Below are 21,164 nucleotides of genomic sequence, written 5' to 3'. Positions count from 1 at the left end.
TGTTTTATATGACATATTTTTCTGTTGTCATATTTAGATAACGTTCTTTGATTATTTTGATGTGTCTTAATTCGTGTCCTGCAATGTGGTATGCTAATGCTCTGACGGTTCTGATATTAATAATGCTTCCATCATCATCAATCCCACCACCGCTTCTCATAAAAGCATCATCAGGCAGATTTTGAAATAATGTTAACGTTGCATTTCTTACGGATTCGTATTCTTCAAAAATACTGTCTAAACTTCTATCATTGGCGCAGGAATATCTGGCGTAATGGTTTTCTTCAAAGCCGTGTAATGGCGTATTGTCGTTCCTGCCATATCGCAATGCCCTGTATGCAAAGATTCTTTCATCGTCAATGTTATGAACTAATATTTCTTTGATTGTCCATTTATTTTCTGCATACCTGTATAGCAATTTATCGTCAGGCAATGCATATATCATCTCTTTTAGTTTAAAGAAGTTGTCGTGCATTTCCTGCAATATGTCCGTGTCTGTTCTTATTAAATCAAAATAATGCTGGGAATATGCAGGATATTCACTTTTATCTGGTCTGCTTATTTTTCTGTACGGTGTCATTTTTGTCCTGTCTCTTTATTATAAATGTTGTTTCAAATAGCAGCTAACCCCATGTAAGCCGTCGTTTTAGTCTGTCCATTGAGCAGAGCCTGCTCCGCCGATTTTGTATTCTTTTTTTGTTGATAAGTCAAAGATGTAAACGTCACTAAGCCATGTGTCATCTTTGCCTTGTCTTTCGTTTCGTTTAAAAAGAAAAAAGTTGCCATCCCTGTGTCTCATTTATTCTCAGCAACGTCTCTCCTGTGATTTGTGTGCTGGCTGAGGACGTTGCGTAAGCTAAAACAAATTTCGTTGACGCAACGTCCCTTGCAGGAGACGTTGCTGGGAAATAAATTTTCCATTCAGTGAAGTTCCGATCGGTGGGGACACTGACCAGGGAGAAGTCAAGAAATACTAGTTGCCTGTTGTGACTCAGGCGTCTCGGCAGATGAGGATCCTTTACCATTTGAGACTTTAAGTTTTCTTTTTGTTTTACGAAGTTTTACCTGCTTCACATCTATGAGTTGAATTTCTTCACAAATTATTCTACTAATTGAATTCTGGATTTCCTCGTCTGAGAATTTATTTCTATATTTTTTATTTAATGTACGTTTAATAAAGTTCATAACTGGTTTAGCATATAAGAGTCCTGATACATTTTTGGGATCTAGTGCTACTGTCTTTTGCCAAAGGCGATCAAGCCCTTTGTTTAATACAGAGTCTCTATGTAGGAACTGAAGAGTCTCAATACAATTTTTCAGTTTTGTTATATCGGATAAATCAAAAGAAAAAACTAAACGTCTATCAATAGGTTTTTCAAATATTATTTTATAAAAATCAATTTGCTTCCCGTTAGTCAGTAAAGCCCATTCGATACCTTCATTAGCACCATAGTTTATTGCTTGTCGTAAATGTTTATCGGACAAGCTTAAAGAGAGTGATTTTACTTCAATCAAGAAATGTCTAGTCCCTTTTGTTTGAATTACATAGTCTGCATAGGTGCCTCGGATCATATATTCGGTTTTCACCTCTTCTATCGGAGTGAAGCCTAAAACGTCGGTCAAAAACGAATTTATCATTAATCGAGTACCAGATTCATCTAGTTCAGCTGGCTTGCCTCTGAGAAATTTCTTATTATATGTTTTGAGTGAACTTAGAAGTTTAGCTCTTTTGCTCGCTGTAAGCATTGGTTAATGGTTTTAGGTTAATTTCTAAATTAAGTGATTTCTTTTTGACAATGTGGACAAAGTTTTTTGGGTTTCTTACTTTTTGAAAATTCTTCTGAAAAACCGGAAGCTAAGATTCCAGCTGGAAGTGCGAACATCCCAATTCCGAGGATTGATATAAATGCGGTCAGGGTTTTACCTAAGCCTGTTATGGGATAAATGTCCCCATAGCCAACTGTTGTAAGGGTAGCGACACTCCACCACATAGTTTCAGGAATACTTGAAAATTTATCCGGTTGAGCATCATGCTCTGTATAATACATGACACTTGAAGCAATGATTATCAAAAAGAATGTAATTAAAAAACTTAAAACAAGCTCTTCTTTTTTTGATTTGAATACAGCAGAAATTAGCTGTGTTGCATTCAAATATCTGCTTAGTTTAAAAAACCTAAAGAAACGTATAAGACGAAGTACCCTAACAAATCGAAGATCATATTTAAATACTAAAGGTAAATAGAAGGGAACGATTGCAAATAAATCTATGATTGCGCCGGTGCTCATAATGTACTTTACTCGACCCAAGAATGGGTGTCGATATTTTTCAATGCAGGTGCAACTCCAAACTCTTAATATATATTCAACCGAAAAAACAATTATTGAAAAGAGCTCAAGGGATTCAAATAAATTCTTATTTGGGATATAAATTTCGTTTACAGTTTCTAGTATTACAGCAAGTGTATTAGTAACAATGAGAGTAATGATGAAGGTATTAATTATCTTATCTAGCTTAGTTCCACCCTCAGAGGGGTCGAGAAATAAGTGGACTTGTTGTTTAATCTTTGAATACATACTTTGGTGAAGAAATCTATTTTTATACTCAAGAAATAGTATACAACTCTTAAATATACGTAAGTTCTTATTCAAAAAATGAATGATTATTCACTCAGTTTTGAACAAATGGGTTTGAAAAATAACACTAAAACCTCCCCACCACCTTAAAATTCACCAGCCGGGGCGTTAGCCGGTTGGGGATGCTGTACACATTGTTGGCAAAATCCTTCACCAACTGGAAGGAGATGGTATTGCGCCGGTCGATCAGGTTAAACACTTCAAAACTGGCCCAGATGTTCTGGAAATTACGGAAGGGACTGTGGCTGCGGCGCTTGCTTTTTTCACTCAGCAACTGGGCGCTGAAACCGGCATCCACCCGTATGTACGGCTCAATGATGAGGGCATTGCGGTACTTCACGCTGTTGGGGATGTTGTAACTCATGTTGCTGCCATAGAGCATGTTGAGGTGAAACTTGAAATTCTTGTTGGTAGGCAGATAATCTTCCAGGTACAAACCAACCGTTATCAGCCGGTCGGTAGGGCGGCGTACATAACCCACTTCATTGCGTATGCTGTCAACAGCCACCTGGTCGGTGCTGGAAGCCCGGATGATCTCACCTGCTGCATTCAGGTACTGGTAATAATGATCGCCGTCCAGGTCTTCTTTTGTCTGCATGATGCCGATGCTGAACCAGCTTTCTGCATCTTTCACCAGTTCGCCAAAAAGCCTGGCTTCAAAACCCATGGCATAGGCTTTGGCATTGTTGTTACCGGCATAGCGGATCTTCACATTATCTATATCATACACATCCACACTCGTCATGTTCTTGTAATAGGCTTCGGTGGTCAACCGGAAGGGGCGGCTGTCGAAGGCTTTAAAGTTATAATCGACCCCCGCAACAACCTGGTAACTCTTCTGCGCCTTTACCCCTGTGTTCAACGTGCCGTCGTATCTTCTCAACTCCCGGTAAAAAGGAGGCTGATGATAAGCGCCTGCCGCCAGTTTAAATACCATATCCCTTTTCCAGTTGGGTTTAAAACTGAACTGCAGGCGTGGACTTACTAAAAATTCTTTGTTGAGTGAATTGTAATTGTACCGGACGCCGGCCTGCAACGTAATTTCTCTTTTGGCGCTTCCCAGCCGGATATTATCCTGCAGGTAGCCGCTGTATTTCTGGATGGAAAGGTCGGCGGTGGAATTGAATGATCTGAAGAGATTGAGGTTTGCCGGGTTGTGCGGCAGGGAATATCCGGCGCTGTCCTGGTACTCCCATTCTTTTAACCGGTCATTGATATTTGCCTGCTCGATGCTGTTGCCGAATTGTATGAAATGTTTTCCGGCGGCATAGCTTCCTTTCAGCGACGCATTGTACACATTGATGTCCAGTTCATTTCTTCCGTAGTTCTGGTAATAACCGGCGCCGAGCGGGTTGATGATCTGTCCGTAGGTGCTGCTGGTATTATCAAAGTCGCGGTCGCCAAAAAGATAAGCGCCGGCAATGTCAAAATTTTCGGTTTCCTTATTCTGGAAACGGCTCAGCATCCATTTCAGTTTTAATTTTTTGTTGGGCGTATGCAGGATGCTGAGGCCAACCAGGTTTGTTTTGTAACTGTCCTTTTCCTGCCCTTCAAAAACAATGTCAAGTCCCAGGTTGGCCGTGAAGAGGGGAGAGAATACCGAAGTTGTTTTTTGCGCCGACTCAGGGAACAGGGTGAATTTGGTAACCGAGTAGGTACCCAGGAATTCGAACAGTATCTTTTCATTCAGTTTGTAGGAAAGGGAAGCCTGCACATCCGATGAAGAAGGAATGTAAGCGCCCAATGTTTCCTGGCTCTTCAGCAGGTTCTTATTGCTCCGGTTGCGTATGCCCACCAGGTAACTGATCCTTCCTTTTTTTGCAGCGCCTTCCAGGTGTAATCCCTGTTCCAGCAGACTTACATAGGCCGAGCCGCCGAAGCCGGTTGGCTTTTTATACTGGATGTCAAGCACGCTGCTCATCTTATCGCCGTACTTTGACTGGAAACCCCCGGAATAAAAATTCACGTTTTTCGCCAGCTCGGGGTTGATGAAGCTGAGTCCTTCCTGCTGGCCGCTGCGTACCAGGTAAGGGCGGAAGATCTCAAAGTCGTTGATGTAAATAAGGTTCTCGTCGTAGTTGCCGCCCCGTACACTGTATTGCGAAGTGAGTTCATTGTTGCTGCCCACCAGTATCTTGATCATACTTTCGATGCCGCCGGTGGTACTGGGCATGCGGATGGCGCTTTTTGGATTTATACGGGTGAGACCGGTCTCGGTACGTTCCCTGTTCTCACTTACCACCACCGTCTCCAGTGTTTTGCCGCCCTTCTCCATGAGGATGCTGATCTTTTCTTCCTCTCCGTCGCTCAGGTAAAAATTCTTCTGCACATCTGCGTAGCCGGTATGGGAAAAAACGAGTGCAAAGGATCTGTCTGCCGGAACTTTTATGCGGAAATAGCCTGTATCGTTGGTGGTGAGCCCGGTTGTTCTGCCAAGTATCACCACCGATGCGTTGGCAACCGGTCTTTCATTTTCGTCGATGGCCTTGCCACTGACCCATGCAGATTTTTTTTGCGCAACGGAAAACAGGGTAAAAAGCAGTGAAAGAATGGTAAGAAAAAATCTCATGGCATGAAGGTAAATATTTTATGTGTTTTGCAATAATCCTTATTTTACAGATCTAAACCCATGCGTGTGATCAAAAGAATATCGGCATTTATTGTTTTTGCTATGCTGGTATTTTCCTGCAATGAGAACAAGCCGGGTTCAAAAAAAAAGGAGCCGGACCTTGTTATAGAAACCCCCGATGGTAAAAAGCGCAGTGATAAGTTGCTGTACCTGGATACGGCTGAAAATATGTACAATGCCCTTTGCCAGGGCTGGGCCATGGAAGATGATGAGATCTCGCTGCAAAGCATGACAGAGGATTCGAAGTTTGAGATACCCTACCGCAGTTTTTATCTTGCAACCAACGGAACCTTTGTAAAGAACCCCCGCAATGCCATGGATCACGGCACCTGGGTATACGATGATGATAAAAAGACCATCACTCTCAATTATTCTGTAGAGAAAGGCAGCGACGTTTATAAGATCGCTGCGCTGGCGCCGGATGAACTGCAGCTGCTGAACATCGGCATCAATACCAGCACGATCTTAAAATTCATTTCCCCGGCCCGGCGTTTTAAGGACCCGGAAGAAGATCCTTTTTATATAAAGAATAACCTATGGCGCATTCCGCCGGCAAAAAAAGAAAGCGATGCGGCCATCCGCCAGCGGCTGAAAGAGAACCTGCGCTTCTTTATTTTATTTTATAAGGCATCCATTGAAAAGGATGACAGGTCGGTCTCGTTCTGGGGACTGCCATCCTGTTTTAAATGGTATGGCGGCGGCATTTACCTGAAGAAGGAAGAAGAACTGGCAAATAACTGGATCCGTTGTTTTTACAATAAAGAGCAGGCGAAGCAGGCATATAAGCTTGCCGGTAAACTGCTGGAGCAGAAATACGAGTGGCCAAAGAAAGAAAACAACTGGCTGAAACTGAACCTGGCGGTGCTGGAGCAGATGTATAAGAAGATAGATGAGATAAGATGAGTTTGAGGTTTGGGGTTTGAGGTTTGAGGTTTGTAGTTAGAATAATGCTTATTTTAACAGGGTGCTAATAGCTTCAAACCTCAAACTTCAAACCTCAAACAGATTGCAACGGAGTTGTGATAATTTCTGCAGCAGATCATGCCTGCTCATTTGTTTAAACTTTATCTTTGGCCTGTGAAACTACTTACGCTGATATTCGGTATATACATGCTTGTGTTGCCCTGCATGCCCTGTATGGACAGTGATGAATGCACCGAACCGGCAACGACCCCGGTTTCACAATCAGCTGGTCAGCATGATCACCAGGACGAAGAAGAGGCCTGTGCCCCTTTTTGTAATTGCACCTGCTGTGGGCATATTGTTACTTCAAATTCCCACATCCTGAAAATTGTTACAGTAAAACCAGTGGCCGGTAAAAGGCTGCCGTCTTATTACAACAGCATCTCACTTCCTTCTGATTCTTTCGGCAATATCTGGCAACCTCCCCGGGTTGGTTAATAACTGATAAATATTTTTAAGCCTGTAGAAATACGAAAGTATTGCAGGGTACTGTTATTTAACCAGCAAAAGATTTTTATGCCGAGGATAATTACCATATTGCTTTTGATCATGCTTGTGCATGGTGCTGATGCACAACATCGTTTGAAGATACTGGCCAGGAATGGTGAGACCCGTGATCCATTGTCCGGCGTGAATATTGTTTTACAAAATACCCAAAACGGCACTTCGTCTGACACCGGCGGACTGGCTGAGTTGAAGAATATTCCCGGCGGAAAGCAGGTGATCGTCTTCAGTCATACCGGCTATGAGACCAGGACAGAAACATTTATTTTTCCTTTGGCAAAGGATGAAGTGGTTGAAATACTGCTGGCAGAGATCTCGGAGGAAATGGAAGAAGTGGTGCTGCAAACAACCCGTACCAGCCGAACCATTGCCAATACGCCTACACGTGTAGAAACGATAGACGGGGAGGAACTGGATGAGAAGGGTAATATGCGACCGGCAAATGTATCCATGCTGCTGCACGAAAGTACGGGCATGCAGGTGCAGCAAACATCTGCCACCAGTGGCAATGCAAGCATACGGGTGCAGGGACTGGATGGACGGTACACCCAGCTTTTGAAAGACGGCTATCCCAGTTTTGGAAATTTTGCAAGCGGATTGAGCATATTGGAGATCCCGCCATTGGACCTTAAGCAGGTGGAGGTGATCAAAGGGCCCGCATCCACTTTATACGGGGGAGGTGCTATTGCCGGCGTGGTGAATTTTATTTCCAAAATGCCGGGCGAAAAGGCGGAGTATAATTTTATGTTCAACCAGTCGCACATTGGTCAGACGAATATTGGCGCCTATGCTTCTCAGAAAAGAGGCCGGTTCGGTTATGCATTTTTGGGCCTGTATAATTTTCAGAAGGCGTATGATGTGGATAAAGATGATTTTTCTGAATTGCCCAAAAGCAACAATTTCACCATTAACCCGAGATTGTTCTTTTATCCGGGTCCTTCACTCACCATCATGCTCGGCAACAGCTTTACAAAGGGATTGAATACCGGCGGCGATATGGAAATGATCAAGGGGAACCCGGCTCCCGGCCATTCTTATTTTGAGAAGAACAGAACGCTCAGGAATACAACTACACTGGAAGCGGATAAACGGTTTGCAAACCGCAATGTGCTTAAGCTGAAACAAAGTGTGAGCATTTTCGACCGGCATATCAATATCCCCAACTATGAATTCTCCGGGCAAAGCACAAACAGTTTTACGGACCTGTCGCTGCTGTTCTTTAAGCAGAAACATACCCTGATCGGCGGATTGAATTTTGTGTATGATAAGTTCACACAGGAGATCATCAATACACAGGATACAAGAACATTCACATCGGGGATTTACCTGCAGGATACCTGGGATATTTCAGACAGGCTGAAACTGGAAAGCGGGATACGTGTCGATCATTCAGCACTCCGAAATAATAATTATTCGGAGAACCAAACCTTTGTGTTGCCGAGAATTTCTGCGCTGTTCAAACTTACCGATAAGGTCAGCTCAAGGATCGGGGGAGGCCTCGGCTATAAAATGCCGACCATTTTCACGGAGCAGACAGAAAGCATGCAGTACCGGGATATTCTGCCTTTGAGCAACGTGGTTGCGGAACGAAGTGCGGGAGGGACTGCCGATATTAATTACAAAACAACGATCGGTGGCCACCTGTTGTTCAGTATCAACCAACTGTTCTTTTATACTTCCATTAAAAAGCCACTGGTGTTGCAGATGGATCCTTTTGGAAATTATTCTTTTGCCAATGCTTCCAAACCAATTGTCAGCAGCGGTTTTGAAACAAACCTGAAATTCATTTATAAAGAGGATCTGAAGTTTTTTGTGGGATATACGTTTACCAATGCCAATGCCACCTACTTATCAGCGAACCAGTTTCTGCCCTTATTGCCAAAGAGTAAACTGAACCTTACATTCATGTATGAAAAGGAAGATAATTTTAAACTGGGCCTGGAAGGGTATTTTACAGGCCGGCAGTATTTATACAATGGTTCCAGGACACCGTCTTTCTGGGAATTTGGTTTCATGGCGCAGAAGACCTTTGGAAAGGTATCGGTATTCATAAATTTTGAGAACTTTACCGATCAGCGGCAGAGCAAATACAAGGCGGTGGTTAACCCGCCGCACAGTGATCCAAACTTTGATGATATCTGGAATCATACAGAAGGGTTTGTAACAAACGGTGGAATAAAGATCAAATGGTAGTTATGAAAATGCATACAACAATGCCGGGAACATTGCGGCCATTTTACCGGGAGGAACTGGTATCGGCTGAAAATGCCTTTGCTGAAAAAAAATACCAGCAAAGCTGGCGGCATTTAGAGCGGGCTCACATTTTGGGGCAACCCTACCCGGTTGAACATACCGCTGTTCACTGGAAAATGCTTCTTTTTGGTATTAAAATAAAGAACACAAAAGAAATTATCGGGCAGATCCCCCGGTTGCTGGTTGGCGGTGTGAAATCATTTATTGGGAAGATACCGGTTGGTAATTCAGGCGGGGCAAATGTTCCTTCACTTCAGCCCATGGAAATACCTGAAGACCTGCTCGCAATAATACAAGGTCATGAAAACTTATAGGTTCTTCAGTGCAGCAATGGTTGCTTTGGGATCAGCTGACCGGAAGACCGTATTGCCGGCCACCAGCACATCGGCTCCTGCATCTAAAATGGTCCTGGCATTTTCCAGCGTAACGCCGCCATCGATCTCGATCTTTACATTGAGCGCCCGTTCGTCGATCATTTCACGCAGCTGTTTGATCTTATGGAGGGTGTGTGGTATGAATGATTGTCCGCCGAAACCGGGATTTACGCTCATCAGGCATACCAGGTCAATATCGGCAAGGACGTCTTTCAGGCTTTCAACCGGTGTATGCGGATTAACAGCCACGCCGGCCTGCATCCCTAAACTTTTTACCTGTTGGATATTCCGGTGCAGGTGCGGGCATGCTTCGATATGAACAGACAGGATATCGGCGCCGGCTTTTTTAAATGCTTCGGCATACCTGCCCGGTTCTTCGATCATTAAATGCACATCACAAACCTTGGTGGTTGCTTTCCTGAAAAACTCCACCAGCATGGGACCAAAACTGATGTTGGGTACAAAATGTCCGTCCATCACATCTAAATGGTACCAGTCGGCAGCACTTTCATTCAGCATGTTGCAATCGGCCTGTAGATCCAGGAAATTAGCGGATAAGAGGGAAGGGGCGATGATGGGCATTGTTAACGTTTGAGTCGTTTAAGTCGTTTAAGTCGTTTAAGTCGTTTAAGTCGTTTTAGTCGTTTTAGTCGTTTTAGTCGTTTTAGTCGTTTTAGTCGTTTTAGTCGTTTTAGTCGTTTTAGTCGTTTTAGTGACTTTTTTTATTCCGCAAAGTTAACTACTATGAAGTGACTATAAAAACTTTGCCCCGAACGCTGAAACGAATTAAACGGTTTCAAACCCTGTAACGATCACTTCCCTTCCAGCCTTGCCAGTGCATCTTTGGCTTCAGCATATCCGGGATTATACAGGAGGGCCGTCCGGTAATCTTCCATGGCATCGGCCAGTTTATTCAGTTTTTCAAAACAGCGGCCACGCCAGTAATACCCTTCATCAAAATTATTCTGTAAGGTCACGGCCCGGTCAAGTACCTTAATGGCTTCGGCATATTTTGCCTGGTCATACAGGGCAATGGCTTTTTCGAGGTAGCCGGGCATGAAGGTATATTCCATGGCCAGGCATTGATCAAAGAATGAAATGGCTTTTTCCTTATCACCGGTATAACTATAATACAGTCCCTTAATGAAAATACCTTCTTTTGCCGTTTTGCCATTATCAAGCTTTGCCAGCAGACCGGCAGCAGCCAGCGCCCGTGCATTCTTTGTCTGTGCGTACAACGTACCCAGCGACATCAGGTATTCCGGAGCCGGTAAAATGGCAGCCGCTTTTTCAAAAGCCCGGATGGCATCCAGGGTGTCAGCATTTTCAAAGTGCAGGGTCGCTTTCATGTCCCACAACCTTGCATTCAAACTGTCTTTCTTCAGCCATTCATCGGTCGCAGCAAGGGCTTTATCATAGAATGCATTCTCCCGGTAGTATTGAACAAGTTGTTCACGCAGCAACAACGAATCGGGGAACCGGGCAATGGCATCCCCCAGTTCTTTTTCTTTAGACGGGGCTGCGGTATTTACTGGTACGGTTTGTTCATTGTTATTGCACGACATGATGCCCGTCAGCAGGAAGAGCAAAAACAATGGATATCGTATGAGGTTGGTCATGACTGCAAATTTAAGCGGATGATCCTTATCAGCATGACAATTCTCTGACAATTAAAAAAAGGACAGAACTTATCTTTGGCACTTCAAATTTTTTACCATGAAAAGGATCCCTGTATTGGTTGTTCTGTTGGTTGTAATAACGGTTGCCATAAGCTCTTTTAAAGCAGGTACCGCTGCATCGGGCTCACCGGTCATCGCCCCGCTGAACGACACCATATTGTTTGAAGGCGAAAAACATTTTGCCAATGTGCAGCAGCTTACTTTTGGCGGCGACAATGCAGAAGCTTATTTCAGTTTTGACGGCAAGTGGATCATTTTCCAGCGTACCAATCCGAAGGAAGGTATACTGTGTGATGAGATGTTCATAGGTAAAGTGCCCAACCCCGGCGAAAAATTTGAATACAAAAGGGTCAGTACCGGTAAAGGAAGAACCACCTGCGGGGCTTTTACAAAAGACGGCAGGCACGTGATATATGCAAGTACGCATTTGGGAGCCGACACCTGTCCTCCTGTGCCTGATAGAAAAAAGTACGGCAATAAATACATCTGGCCCTTGTACGACAGCTACGATATCTTCATGGCCGACCTGGATGGAAAAATTGTTAAGCAACTGACCACCCGGAAGGGTTATGATGCGGAAGCCACCATTTCGCCTGATGGAAAGAAAATGATCTATACCAGCGATAAGGACGGGGATATTGACCTCTACATCATGGACCTGAAGACCGGTAAAGAGAAACGTATCACAAATACCCTGGGCTATGACGGCGGTGCATGGTTCAGCCCGGATGGAAAGAAGATCATCTGGAGGGCCAGCAGGCCCACAACGGAAGCAGCCATCAAAGAATATAAGGACCTGCTTGCCGAAAACCTGGTGGCACCTACCAATATGGAAGTGTTCATTGCCGATGCGAATGGCAACAACGTAAAACAGGTAACATCTTTCGGTAATGCCAATTGGGCGCCGGCTTATATGCCAGACAGCAAGCGCATCATTTTTGCCAGCAACCACCAGAGCAAAAGAGGTTTCCCTTTCAATCTTTTTACCATTAATGAGGACGGCAGCGGCCTGGAGAAGATCTCTGCTGAGAGATCATTTGATGCTTTTCCCATGTTCAGTCCCGATGGAAAGAAGATCATTTTCTGCAGCAACCGCAACAACGGGGGCACAAGGGATACCAATATCTTCATTGCCGACTGGGTGGAATAGGGTCGGGACGCTTACAGCGGCCTGAACCAATAACCAAACCAACCGGTGAGACAGCAGCCGGGGTTTAAGCCAGGGTAAAGATTATTTATTCTTCCTCGAAAATATCTTGCTTACGATCTTCCACTCCCCGTTCACTTTAAGCATGTTCATGTAATCGTACAGGATCACCTTGTCCGTTTCGATCTTTATCTTTCCGTTGGCGGCATTGCCTTCAATGTTAACCGAGACGATCCCGATCTTTCTTTCCTGTTTGTTTGTATTGGCTTTTGCCCTTGCAATAAAATCTGCAATGGGCACATCTTTGAATTCTCCCGTTTGTGCGTCAATGTACTTCATGGTGGCAGAAGGGTGAAAGGCTTTTTCCATGCGGTTGCCATCGCCGCTCATGTATTCTTCCAGGCAGGCCCTTACGGCTTTTTCCTCGTTATCTGCCTGGGCAAATGTACCCGGTGAAAGGACTGTTGTTAAAAACAGTACAAGTAATAAGGCTGTTCTTTTCATATTTTTTATTTTGAATAAACTTAGGGAAAATAACAAGCGGCAAGTAGTTAAACTTTATGAACGGGTCGGGACGCTTACAGCGGCCTGAACCAATAACCAACCAGCCGTTGAGACAGCAGCCAGGGCTTGAAAATCTATAAGGTCTGGGGAGGCATGGCAGACCTTATAGGTTTTTTAGTTCAATTACATCACAATCCTTAATATCTTTCCCGTCAATGGTAAAGCGGATGATGGTCCGTACCTTTTGCCATCCCTGCTTACCGGCAGCCCCGGGGTTCATGTGCAGGCACTGCAGTTTATCGTCGTGCATTATTTTAAGGATATGGGAGTGGCCGCTGATGAAAAGCTGCGGTTTATGCAGCAGTAATTCCCTTTTTGTTTCCGGATTGTATTTGGGAGGATAGCCGCCGATATGCCGCATCATCACTTTCACCCCTTCGCACATAAACACCAGTTGTTCCGGGAACCGGCTGCGTATATCCTGGCCATCAATATTACCATACACACCCTTAAACGGCTTAAACGAATTAAACCTTTCAACGATTCCTTCCCCGAAATCCCCGGCATGCCATACCTCATCGCAGTTTTTAAAGTGCTCCGGAATGGCATCATCCAGGTAACCATGGGTGTCCGAAACTAATCCGATCCTTGTCAAGCTTATTTGAATTATTACCTGTAAATTTACAATAACAAACAACGCGATGCCTTTTCACCGGAACTTTACCTATTATATTGACAAGCGCAGCTGGAAATACATTTTCCTCTTGGCTTCTCTTGAACTCTGTGTCCGCTAGACAGTCATTGGTCATTGATCATTAGTCAATAGTCATTGGCCATTTTTAATTCTTAATTTTTAATTCTTAATCAATATGCCGCACTATCATACATTGGGAAAAATTCCCCATAAACGACACGTTCAGTTCCGCAAATCCGATGGCGGACTGTACAGCGAACAGTTATTCTCTACCGAAGGCTTCAGTGATGATTACTCCCTGCTGTATCATTGTCATCCGCCTACACAAATAATAAAAACAGAACCGCAGGTGGATGTGAGTCCGCAGGTGGCAGAGGAAAAAATGCTTAAGCACCGTTGCTTTGAAGGATTTCATTTAAAGCCGGGCGGTGAATACCTGCAAAGCCGGGTTCCCGTGCTGGTAAACAGCGATTGCCATATTGTGCTGGCTGCCCCGCAAACCGGTACAGGTGAATACTTTTATAAGAACACCGACGCCGATGAAATGATCTTTGTGCATGAAGGAACCGGTACCGTGCATACGCAGTATGGAGAGCTGGACTTCAGTTATGGTGACTATATCGTGCTGCCGAGAGGCACCATTTACCAGATTGAGTTCAACGATGATAAGAACCGCTTATTCATTGTTGAATCATTTTCCCCCCTGCGCTTTCCTAAGAGATATATGAGTAAGTACGGGCAACTGATGGAACACTCCCCATTCTGTGAACGGGATATCCGCCCGCCCAAAAACCTCAGGACCTATGACCAGAAGGGCGACTACCTGATCAAGGCAAAAAAGAAAGGTATGCTGTATGGCCTGCATTACGGAACCCATCCCTTTGACGTGATCGGCTGGGACGGATGCTGCTATCCCTATATTTTTTCCATTCATGATTTTGAACCCATTACCGGAAGGGTACACCAGCCACCACCGGTTCACCAGACCTTTGAGACCAATACCTTTGTGGTATGTTCCTTTGTGCCCCGGCTTTACGACTATCATCCCGATGCCATACCGGCACCTTATAACCACAGCAATATCGACAGCGATGAAGTGCTGTATTATGTGGACGGTGATTTTATGAGTCGCAAAAACGTAACACGTGGCATGATCACCCTGCACCCGGCGGGCATACCTCACGGACCGCACCCCGGTGCCGTGGAAAAAAGTATTGGCGCCAAAGAAACCAGGGAACTCGCTGTTATGGTGGATACGTTCCGGCCGCTGATGCTGACCCGGCAGGCACTGGAGATCGAGAACGGAAACTATGTCATGAGCTGGGCCGAATGATGAGCTGGGCCGAATGATGAGCTGGGCCGAATGATGAGCTGGGCCGAATGATAAAGCCGTTATATTGTTGAATATTGAGCATTGATCTTTTTACCACCAATGCTCAATATTCAAAATTCAATGTTCAATTTTCAATGGCATTCCGTTCCAGTATCCTGTATCCTGTATCCTGCATCCCGCCTCCGCATCTCAATAAAAGAACTTCCTGATCCCTACTGAAAAAACCGGCCCATTGATTTTTTCCTTCTGGTCCGTGTCCTTGTTCTTCCAGGTTGCCCAGTCGTATTCGAACTGGGGGGTTACAGAAAGTCCTTTGCGAAAAAAGAAATTGTATCCCAGGCCAACGCAGAGATCACCGCCGGTCCATTTAGTGGTATTGGTATTGATGTTATTCTTCGTTTCCGTCATTTGCGTATTAAAACCATAGCCTCCCCGGATGAACAGGTTATTAAGTCCACGGTTGTTAACCGGCATGTTCAGTTCAAACTGCGGCATGATGCCAAAGCTCCGGTTGGTTTGTTTATAATCAAAGGCACTCTGTTTGTAAACGCTGCTCCGGTAGCCGGCATTCAGGCCCAGGGAAAAATTATCTGCCATGTAATACATGTATTCGGCTGAAAGATGGAGTTTCGAGAAGTTCTCTTTTGATCAGGGAATGAGGGGATTGTCATAGTCGGTTTTTATATTCCCAAACGACAGCCTGCCCTTTGTATTAAAGCCCAGGAAACTGTTACCGCGGTCGTAGATACCTTCCGAAAGCCGGTATCCCGAACGGGCATCGCATGACATCTGCGGACAGGAGAGGTAAGTTTCCAGTTTCAACCCGAACCCGAAGCGGTTGGTTGTTTCCTTACCGTCATCAAATTTTTCGGTACGGTACCCGTAATTGATCGTAGGGGTGAGATAGGCAACCCCTTTCGGTTCCAGTCTCAGCGGGAACCCCAGTTCACCTTTGAAACCAAACAAGTTTGATTTGTCCTTTGTCTCAGGTCCTACAGCCGGCTTGTATATATTTACCACGCCACCCAGTCCTGCACCCACCCGGCCATATATATTTACATTCTTCAGCACTTCCACGCCGTATGTAACATTCGCATAGCCCATCCAGCTGTTATTGGTCTGGGTGCTGCCGTTCTTCCACTTATTCAGTTCTGCATCCAGTTCCAGTCCAACCGCCAGGCCATCTATTACAAAGTAATTGGCCCCCAGGTTCAAACCGAAACTGCTTTGTGTGCCCTGGTCCACGCCATTGACCTTGATATTCTGGTGCGAATAGCCGATATTTTCCCGGGTAATTGCAAAGTTCCAGTTACGCCGGTCGAATGGTTTGCTTGACAACTGTTCGCTGGTAATGGCGGTTACGGGGGTAGGGCTGCTCTTATCCAGGGGTCGCTTTTGCGCAACCAGCGTCGGAACGAGCAGTAAAAAAATACCACTGTACAGAACGAATAACTTTTTCATAGTTTTTTGATTTATTGTGAAAAATCAGGTTATGAAACGGCAGGTAAAAGAGGCAGCCGGTGTATCGTTGTAAAATGAACGGGTTTTAAAGAACTGCTATCTATGAAAAATAAGAAAAGAATCTGAAAAAAGAAATACCCTGTGCGTAGATTGCGGAAAAGGGGTGGTTTATCACGAAATTACCGGGGTATGCAAAGCACAGCGGTCATCCTTCCCGGCAATATTTCCTTTCCACCCGGTATCCGGTCACGGGTATAAATATTTAACCACCGGGTTTCTCATTTCATAAAAATCATTATATTGGCATACCAAAAACAAATTACTATGATAAATTTTCATGAAATTAAAGTAGGCGATTACCTGATAGCAGATAATGACGGGGATAAGCGGCAGGGCGAAGTAACCAATCTTAACATTGGTGCCAAACAGGTGTGTATAGATAACGGGGTGCAGGAGTTCTGGTATGAAACAGAACAGTTAACTGCCATTGCGCTGGATGAGGAGCAGTTGATGAAACTGAAATTTCACAAAGAGGAGAACCCGGATGGTACGGTTAAGTACATGAAGGGAGCATTCCGGATGATGCTTCCTGCGAAGAACGGCTTCTCAAAATTCGAGATATGGTACAGGGATGAGCATCGCCACATCATGCACCCGATCAATGTACACCAGTTGCAGAATCATTTCTACGAGATGACGAAAGTACACCTGAATGATGAATCGTTTGATTGATGATACTATTTTACGAAGAAATTGGCCGGCATCAGTTGCCGGCCTTTTATTTTTGGCAAAATAGGGGGCCAAAACGCTAGCGGGATACCAGGCTGAGTTTATCGAAGCCGCTGTATATAAGTATCCTGCCCCTCCGATGAACTTAGGCAGACGGCCAATAGCTGCCCGCCGGGCGGCAGGTAGTTTTGGTGCCCAATCCGGGGTTGTAGAGCTAATTGAAGGGGCAAAACCGTCCATTTTTGTGGAAAAACCGGGTATTTGTTGGTAAATACAACCCTTTTTTGCTGATTATTAAATAAATCCACCTATCTTTGCGCTCCCAAAATTATGGCTAAACAGGCACTTATTAAACAAGACGGAACGATCGTGGAGGCGCTTAGTAATGCTATGTTCAAGGTGAAACTGGAGAATGACCACGAGATTTTGGCCACTATTTCCGGTAAAATGCGCATGCATTATATCCGTATTCTGCCGGGTGATAAAGTGGGTGTTGAAATGAGTCCATATGACCTGAGCAGGGGCCGGATAATTTTCAGGTATAAATAAAGTAATAAGTAATAAGTAATAAGTAAAACAAGCAAAATGAAGGTAAGAGCTTCTATCAAAAAACGCAGCGCTGATTGCAAGATCGTAAGAAGAAAGGGCAGGCTGTATGTGATCAACAAAAAGAACCCGCGCTTCAAACAAAAGCAGGGGTAATTCTCATTTTTTAATTCTTAATTTTTAATTCATATTATGGCTCGTATTGCCGGTATTGATTTACCAAAAAATAAAAGAGGCGAAGTTGGCCTTACTTACATTTACGGAATCGGACGTTCTACTGCCCGTTACATTTTAACCAAGTCGGGTATCGACTTCGGTAAAAAAGTAAACCAGTGGAATGATGATGAGCAAACTGCCATCCGTAATGTCATCAGCAATGAATTCAAGACCGAAGGCGCCCTGCGTAGCGAAACCCAGATGAATATCAAACGTTTACTGGATATTGCGTGCTACCGCGGATTACGTCACCGTAAAGGTTTACCGGTTCGTGGACAGCGTACACGTACCAACAGCCGCACCCGGAAAGGAAAGCGCAAGACAGTTGCGGGTAAAAAGAAAGTAGCGAAGAAATAATCAATACGGCTTATATTTTTTTGAACCAGCGCCAGATCGCTTCATAAGCCGGCAGGAGGGTTGGTTCAGTCTCGCCTTAGGCGGGATAACATTTTTAAAGATTACCTATCTAGATCAAACTATGGCAAAAGCACAAGGAGGCGCCAAAACGTCCTCGAAAAAAAGAGTAGTAAAAGTTGACAGCTACGGCGACGCACACATTACAGCAAGTTTCAACAACATCATCATCAGTTTAACCAACAAGCAGGGCCAGGTCATCAGCTGGAGCAGTGCCGGTAAAATGGGTTTCAGGGGTTCTAAGAAGAATACCCCGTATGCAGCCCAGATGGCCGCAGCCGATGCAGCAAAAACTGCCCTGGATGCCGGTTTAAAACGGGTGGATGTATATGTGAAAGGACCGGGTTCAGGACGTGAAGGGGCCATCCGTTCACTTTCTCAAAGCGGTATCGAGGTTGCGATGATCAAAGACGTTACACCGTTGCCACACAATGGTTGCCGTCCTCCTAAGAAAAGAAGGGTTTAATACAAGATCCAAGACACAGGATCCCGGATCCGGGATCTTGTATCCTGTATCATTTTCAATAACGGGTGCATTATTCATTTTAAAAGGTCTTTATAATGATGCACCGTCACTAAAAGACCTCCAATTCAAAATATGGCACGTTACACAGGCCCCAAAACAAAAATCTCCCGGATCTTCGGAGAGCCTATTACAGGCAATGGAAAATGGTTGACCAAGAACAGCAATCCTCCGGGAATGCATGGTGCAAACCGCAAGCGCAAAACATTGGGTGAATATGCCCTTCAGTTAAGGGAAAAGCAAAAAGCAAAATACACCTATGGTTTGCTGGAAAAACAATTCCGTAAAACATTTGATGAAGCAGCCCGCAGAAAAGGTGTTACCGGTGAGAACCTCATTAAATTACTGGAGGCACGCCTGGATAATACCGTTTTTCGTATGGGTATCGCTCCAAGCCGCCAGGCTGCACGCCAGCTGGTTTCGCATAAACACGTTACCGTAAATGGCGAAGTGGTCAACATCCCGTCGTACAGCTGTAAGCCGGGAGATGTGATCGGCTTAAAAAATACAAGTGCTGCCAGGGCTTCCATCGGTGGAAACCTGCGTGGCAAAAATGCCAAATTCAACTGGCTGGAATGGAATGAAGGTGAGGTAAAAGGCACGTTCATCACGTATCCTGAAAGGGAAAGCGTTCCTGAGAACATTAAAGAACAACTGATCGTTGAATTGTACTCTAAATAATGCCTTTCAACCAGGATTTGGTAACTAAATAACTAATAATTAAAAATTTAATATGGCCATTTTAAATTTTGTTAAGCCCGATAAGATCGTTCTTCAGAAAGCAACCGAGTTTGAAGCTCAATTCGAATTCCGTCCGCTTGAGCCAGGTTACGGTGTAACCATCGGTAACTCCCTGCGCAGGGTTTTACTGAACTCCCTGGAGGGATATGCCATCGTTGGTATCAACATTGCCGGTGCAGACCATGAGTTTGCAACCTTAAAAGGCATTACGGAGGACGTCACGGAGATCATACTGAACCTGAAGCAGGTTCGTCTTAAAAAGAAGGTGGAGCATGATGCCAACCTGGAAAAGGTAACGCTTTCCATTAAGAATAAAACAGAATTCACTGCCGGCATGATCGGCGATGCTTCTCCTTCATTTGAAGTGATGAATCCCGAAATGCTGATCTGTACCATGGACAGCAGCGCCAAGCTGGATATTGAGATCACGATCGGTAAGGGCCGTGGCTATGTTCCGGCTGAAGAAAATAAAGAGAAGAGTTCACACTTTGGTTATATCCCGGTAGATGCTATTTATACGCCCATAAAGAATGTGAAATACTCTATTGAGAACACCCGTGTGGAGCAGCGCACCGACTTTGAAAAACTGATCATGGAAGTGGTTACCGATGGTACCATCCACCCCGAAGATGCAGTGAAGCAGGCCAGCCGTATCCTGATACAGCACCTGATGATCATCACCGACGAGAACATTACGTTTGATACCAAAGAAGATAAGAAAGAGGACCTGGTTGATGAGCAGACCCTGCAATTGCGCAAAGTACTGAAGACGCCCCTGGAAGACCTGGATCTTTCTGTACGTGCCTTCAACTGCCTGAAAGCAGCCAAGATCAACTCGTTGAGCGAACTGGTGCAGTACGAGCAGGAAGACCTGATGAAATTCAGGAACTTTGGACAGAAATCACTGAGTGAGATCGAGCAGGTATTGCACGAAAGGGGATTGAGCTTTGGAATGGACCTGAGCAAGCTGAAATTAGATGATGAATAATCAATTTGGAAATTTGAAAATGAATCAATTTTAAAATAAGTTGGTTCAACCATTTTCAAATCCTCAAATTGTATAATTTTCAAATTAATTAATAACAAGTAGTCTGTAATTCCTGACACGGTACAGACGAATTTAAAACACACATGTCATGCGTCACGGAAACAAGAACAAAAACCTGAGCAGAACCGCTTCCCACCGGAAGGCCCTGCTGATGAACCTGGGTTGCCAGCTGATCACCAACAAAAGGATCACAACCACACTGGCCAAGGCAAAAGCGCTTCGTACTTACATTGAACCGCTGATCACCAAAACCAAGAACAACGACAGCAAGGAAGCCATCATGCACAATCACCGTATTGTGTTCAGCTACCTGAACGATAAAGAGGCTGTGAAAGAATTATTCACGGTGGTAGCGCCAAAAATTGCCGGCCGCCCCGGGGGGTACACCCGTATCATTAAGCTGGGAGCAAGAACCGGTGATAATGCAGAGATCGCAATGATCGAGCTGGTTGACTTTAACGAAATATACGGTAAAGGAACAGCCAAGGCTGCTGAACCGGCCAAGAAGACACGCCGGGCAGGAGGTGGAGCTAAGAAAAAGGCCACTGCCAAAACAGAAGAGGCGAAAGAAGAAACAACAGAAGATAAAACCGAAGCTTAGTTCGACTACGCTCACTATTCGGCTTCTATCACCAATAGTTCAAACCAACTGTTTATATTAGCCCTGATATTTTTATCGGGGCTTTTTTTGATATTTTGAAACACATAGGAACATAGGGCACATAGTTTTTTTTACTTGCAGGGTCAAAACCTGGGTAGATCTCTATGTA

At 44.6% G+C, this 21,164-nt stretch carries 25 protein-coding genes; 14 read left to right on the top strand and 11 right to left on the bottom strand.

Features of this window, described 5'->3' with window-relative positions:
* Positions 1-4 precede the first annotated feature (4 nt).
* The 5 genes from IPJ02_04145 to IPJ02_04125 all read right to left on the bottom strand — a co-directional run bounded on the left by IPJ02_04145 (position 5) and on the right by IPJ02_04125 (position 5,205).
* On the bottom strand, positions 5-580 hold the full coding sequence (locus IPJ02_04145; protein MBK7374769.1) for a DinB family protein: 576 nt from the start codon (positions 578-580) through the stop codon (positions 5-7).
* 32 nt (positions 581-612) lie between these two features.
* Positions 613-786, bottom strand: a complete 174-nt coding sequence (locus IPJ02_04140) for a hypothetical protein (GenBank protein MBK7374768.1) — start codon at positions 784-786, stop codon at positions 613-615.
* Positions 787-963: 177 nt separating this feature from the next.
* Positions 964-1,746, bottom strand: coding sequence for a type I restriction enzyme HsdR N-terminal domain-containing protein (locus tag IPJ02_04135; protein ID MBK7374767.1), 783 nt, complete (start codon positions 1,744-1,746; stop codon positions 964-966).
* Positions 1,747-1,775: 29 nt separating this feature from the next.
* On the bottom strand, positions 1,776-2,576 hold the full coding sequence (locus IPJ02_04130; protein MBK7374766.1) for an ion transporter: 801 nt from the start codon (positions 2,574-2,576) through the stop codon (positions 1,776-1,778).
* A 127-nt stretch (positions 2,577-2,703) separates the two neighbouring features.
* Positions 2,704-5,205 carry a TonB-dependent receptor gene (locus IPJ02_04125; protein ID MBK7374765.1) on the bottom strand — a complete coding sequence of 834 codons (2,502 nt, stop codon included), beginning with the start codon at positions 5,203-5,205 and terminating at the stop codon, positions 2,704-2,706.
* Between the two features lie 66 nt (positions 5,206-5,271).
* Between IPJ02_04125 and IPJ02_04120 the strand changes: the two genes are divergently transcribed.
* From IPJ02_04120 to IPJ02_04105, 4 genes are all read left to right on the top strand, one after another.
* Positions 5,272-6,168 carry a hypothetical protein gene (locus IPJ02_04120; GenBank protein MBK7374764.1) on the top strand — a complete coding sequence of 299 codons (897 nt, stop codon included), beginning with the start codon at positions 5,272-5,274 and terminating at the stop codon, positions 6,166-6,168.
* A gap of 174 nt (positions 6,169-6,342) precedes the next feature.
* Positions 6,343-6,666 (top strand): hypothetical protein, encoded by a 324-nt coding sequence (locus tag IPJ02_04115; protein MBK7374763.1) that lies wholly within the window; start codon positions 6,343-6,345, stop codon positions 6,664-6,666.
* Between the two features lie 78 nt (positions 6,667-6,744).
* Positions 6,745-8,925 carry a TonB-dependent receptor gene (locus IPJ02_04110; protein MBK7374762.1) on the top strand — a complete coding sequence of 727 codons (2,181 nt, stop codon included), beginning with the start codon at positions 6,745-6,747 and terminating at the stop codon, positions 8,923-8,925.
* A 2-nt stretch (positions 8,926-8,927) separates the two neighbouring features.
* Positions 8,928-9,299: a DUF3703 domain-containing protein gene (locus tag IPJ02_04105; protein ID MBK7374761.1), complete on the top strand. Its 372-nt coding sequence runs from the start codon at positions 8,928-8,930 to the stop codon at positions 9,297-9,299.
* Here the strand turns inward: IPJ02_04105 and IPJ02_04100 are convergent.
* Positions 9,294-9,941: a ribulose-phosphate 3-epimerase gene (locus tag IPJ02_04100; protein ID MBK7374760.1), complete on the bottom strand. Its 648-nt coding sequence runs from the start codon at positions 9,939-9,941 to the stop codon at positions 9,294-9,296. The genes IPJ02_04105 and IPJ02_04100 overlap by 6 nt on opposite strands.
* 230 nt (positions 9,942-10,171) lie before the next feature.
* On the bottom strand, positions 10,172-10,978 hold the full coding sequence (locus tag IPJ02_04095) for a tetratricopeptide repeat protein (GenBank protein ID MBK7374759.1): 807 nt from the start codon (positions 10,976-10,978) through the stop codon (positions 10,172-10,174).
* Positions 10,979-11,075: 97 nt separating this feature from the next.
* On the opposite strand from IPJ02_04095, the gene IPJ02_04090 reads away from it, so the two are divergent.
* Positions 11,076-12,188, top strand: a complete 1,113-nt coding sequence (locus tag IPJ02_04090) for a PD40 domain-containing protein (GenBank protein MBK7374758.1) — start codon at positions 11,076-11,078, stop codon at positions 12,186-12,188.
* Between the two features lie 81 nt (positions 12,189-12,269).
* Here the strand turns inward: IPJ02_04090 and IPJ02_04085 are convergent, their stop codons facing one another.
* Together IPJ02_04085 and IPJ02_04080 are read right to left on the bottom strand one after the other, a co-directional pair.
* The gene (locus IPJ02_04085) at positions 12,270-12,689 is read right to left on the bottom strand and encodes a nuclear transport factor 2 family protein (GenBank protein ID MBK7374757.1); all 420 of its coding nucleotides are present in this window, start codon (positions 12,687-12,689) and stop codon (positions 12,270-12,272) included.
* Between the two features lie 163 nt (positions 12,690-12,852).
* On the bottom strand, positions 12,853-13,344 hold the full coding sequence (locus tag IPJ02_04080; GenBank protein MBK7374756.1) for a metallophosphoesterase family protein: 492 nt from the start codon (positions 13,342-13,344) through the stop codon (positions 12,853-12,855).
* A 214-nt stretch (positions 13,345-13,558) separates the two neighbouring features.
* Between IPJ02_04080 and IPJ02_04075 the strand changes: the two genes are divergently transcribed.
* Complete coding sequence (locus IPJ02_04075; GenBank protein MBK7374755.1) at positions 13,559-14,716, top strand: homogentisate 1,2-dioxygenase; 1,158 nt, start codon at positions 13,559-13,561, stop codon at positions 14,714-14,716.
* Between the two features lie 189 nt (positions 14,717-14,905).
* Here the strand turns inward: IPJ02_04075 and IPJ02_04070 are convergent, their stop codons facing one another.
* On the bottom strand, positions 14,906-15,313 hold the full coding sequence (locus IPJ02_04070) for an autotransporter domain-containing protein (protein MBK7374754.1): 408 nt from the start codon (positions 15,311-15,313) through the stop codon (positions 14,906-14,908).
* A 51-nt stretch (positions 15,314-15,364) separates the two neighbouring features.
* Positions 15,365-16,177, bottom strand: coding sequence for an outer membrane beta-barrel protein (locus tag IPJ02_04065; GenBank protein ID MBK7374753.1), 813 nt, complete (start codon positions 16,175-16,177; stop codon positions 15,365-15,367).
* 324 nt (positions 16,178-16,501) lie between these two features.
* On the opposite strand from IPJ02_04065, the gene IPJ02_04060 reads away from it, so the two are divergent.
* From IPJ02_04060 to rplQ, 8 genes are all read left to right on the top strand, one after another.
* The gene (locus IPJ02_04060; GenBank protein MBK7374752.1) at positions 16,502-16,909 is read left to right on the top strand and encodes a hypothetical protein; all 408 of its coding nucleotides are present in this window, start codon (positions 16,502-16,504) and stop codon (positions 16,907-16,909) included.
* A 327-nt stretch (positions 16,910-17,236) separates the two neighbouring features.
* Positions 17,237-17,455, top strand: a complete 219-nt coding sequence (gene infA, locus IPJ02_04055) for a translation initiation factor IF-1 (protein ID MBK7374751.1) — start codon at positions 17,237-17,239, stop codon at positions 17,453-17,455.
* A 36-nt stretch (positions 17,456-17,491) separates the two neighbouring features.
* A complete protein-coding gene (rpmJ, locus tag IPJ02_04050; GenBank protein MBK7374750.1) occupies positions 17,492-17,608 on the top strand; it encodes a 50S ribosomal protein L36 in 117 nt (38 codons plus the stop codon).
* Positions 17,609-17,644: 36 nt separating this feature from the next.
* A complete protein-coding gene (rpsM, locus tag IPJ02_04045; protein ID MBK7374749.1) occupies positions 17,645-18,025 on the top strand; it encodes a 30S ribosomal protein S13 in 381 nt (126 codons plus the stop codon).
* A gap of 121 nt (positions 18,026-18,146) precedes the next feature.
* Positions 18,147-18,548, top strand: a complete 402-nt coding sequence (gene rpsK, locus IPJ02_04040) for a 30S ribosomal protein S11 (GenBank protein ID MBK7374748.1) — start codon at positions 18,147-18,149, stop codon at positions 18,546-18,548.
* Between the two features lie 132 nt (positions 18,549-18,680).
* Positions 18,681-19,286: a 30S ribosomal protein S4 gene (gene rpsD / locus IPJ02_04035; protein ID MBK7374747.1), complete on the top strand. Its 606-nt coding sequence runs from the start codon at positions 18,681-18,683 to the stop codon at positions 19,284-19,286.
* 52 nt (positions 19,287-19,338) lie between these two features.
* Positions 19,339-20,334 (top strand): DNA-directed RNA polymerase subunit alpha, encoded by a 996-nt coding sequence (locus IPJ02_04030; protein MBK7374746.1) that lies wholly within the window; start codon positions 19,339-19,341, stop codon positions 20,332-20,334.
* Positions 20,335-20,482: 148 nt separating this feature from the next.
* Complete coding sequence (rplQ, locus tag IPJ02_04025) at positions 20,483-20,995, top strand: 50S ribosomal protein L17 (GenBank protein MBK7374745.1); 513 nt, start codon at positions 20,483-20,485, stop codon at positions 20,993-20,995.
* Positions 20,996-21,164: the final 169 nt, after the last annotated feature.

The sequence above is a fragment of the Chitinophagaceae bacterium genome (assembly GCA_016710165.1).
In the GTDB taxonomy this organism is placed as follows: Bacteria; Bacteroidota; Bacteroidia; order Chitinophagales; family Chitinophagaceae; genus Ferruginibacter.
Note: the sequence above shows the minus strand (reverse complement) of the source record. Positions and strands in the feature narration are given on the sequence as shown.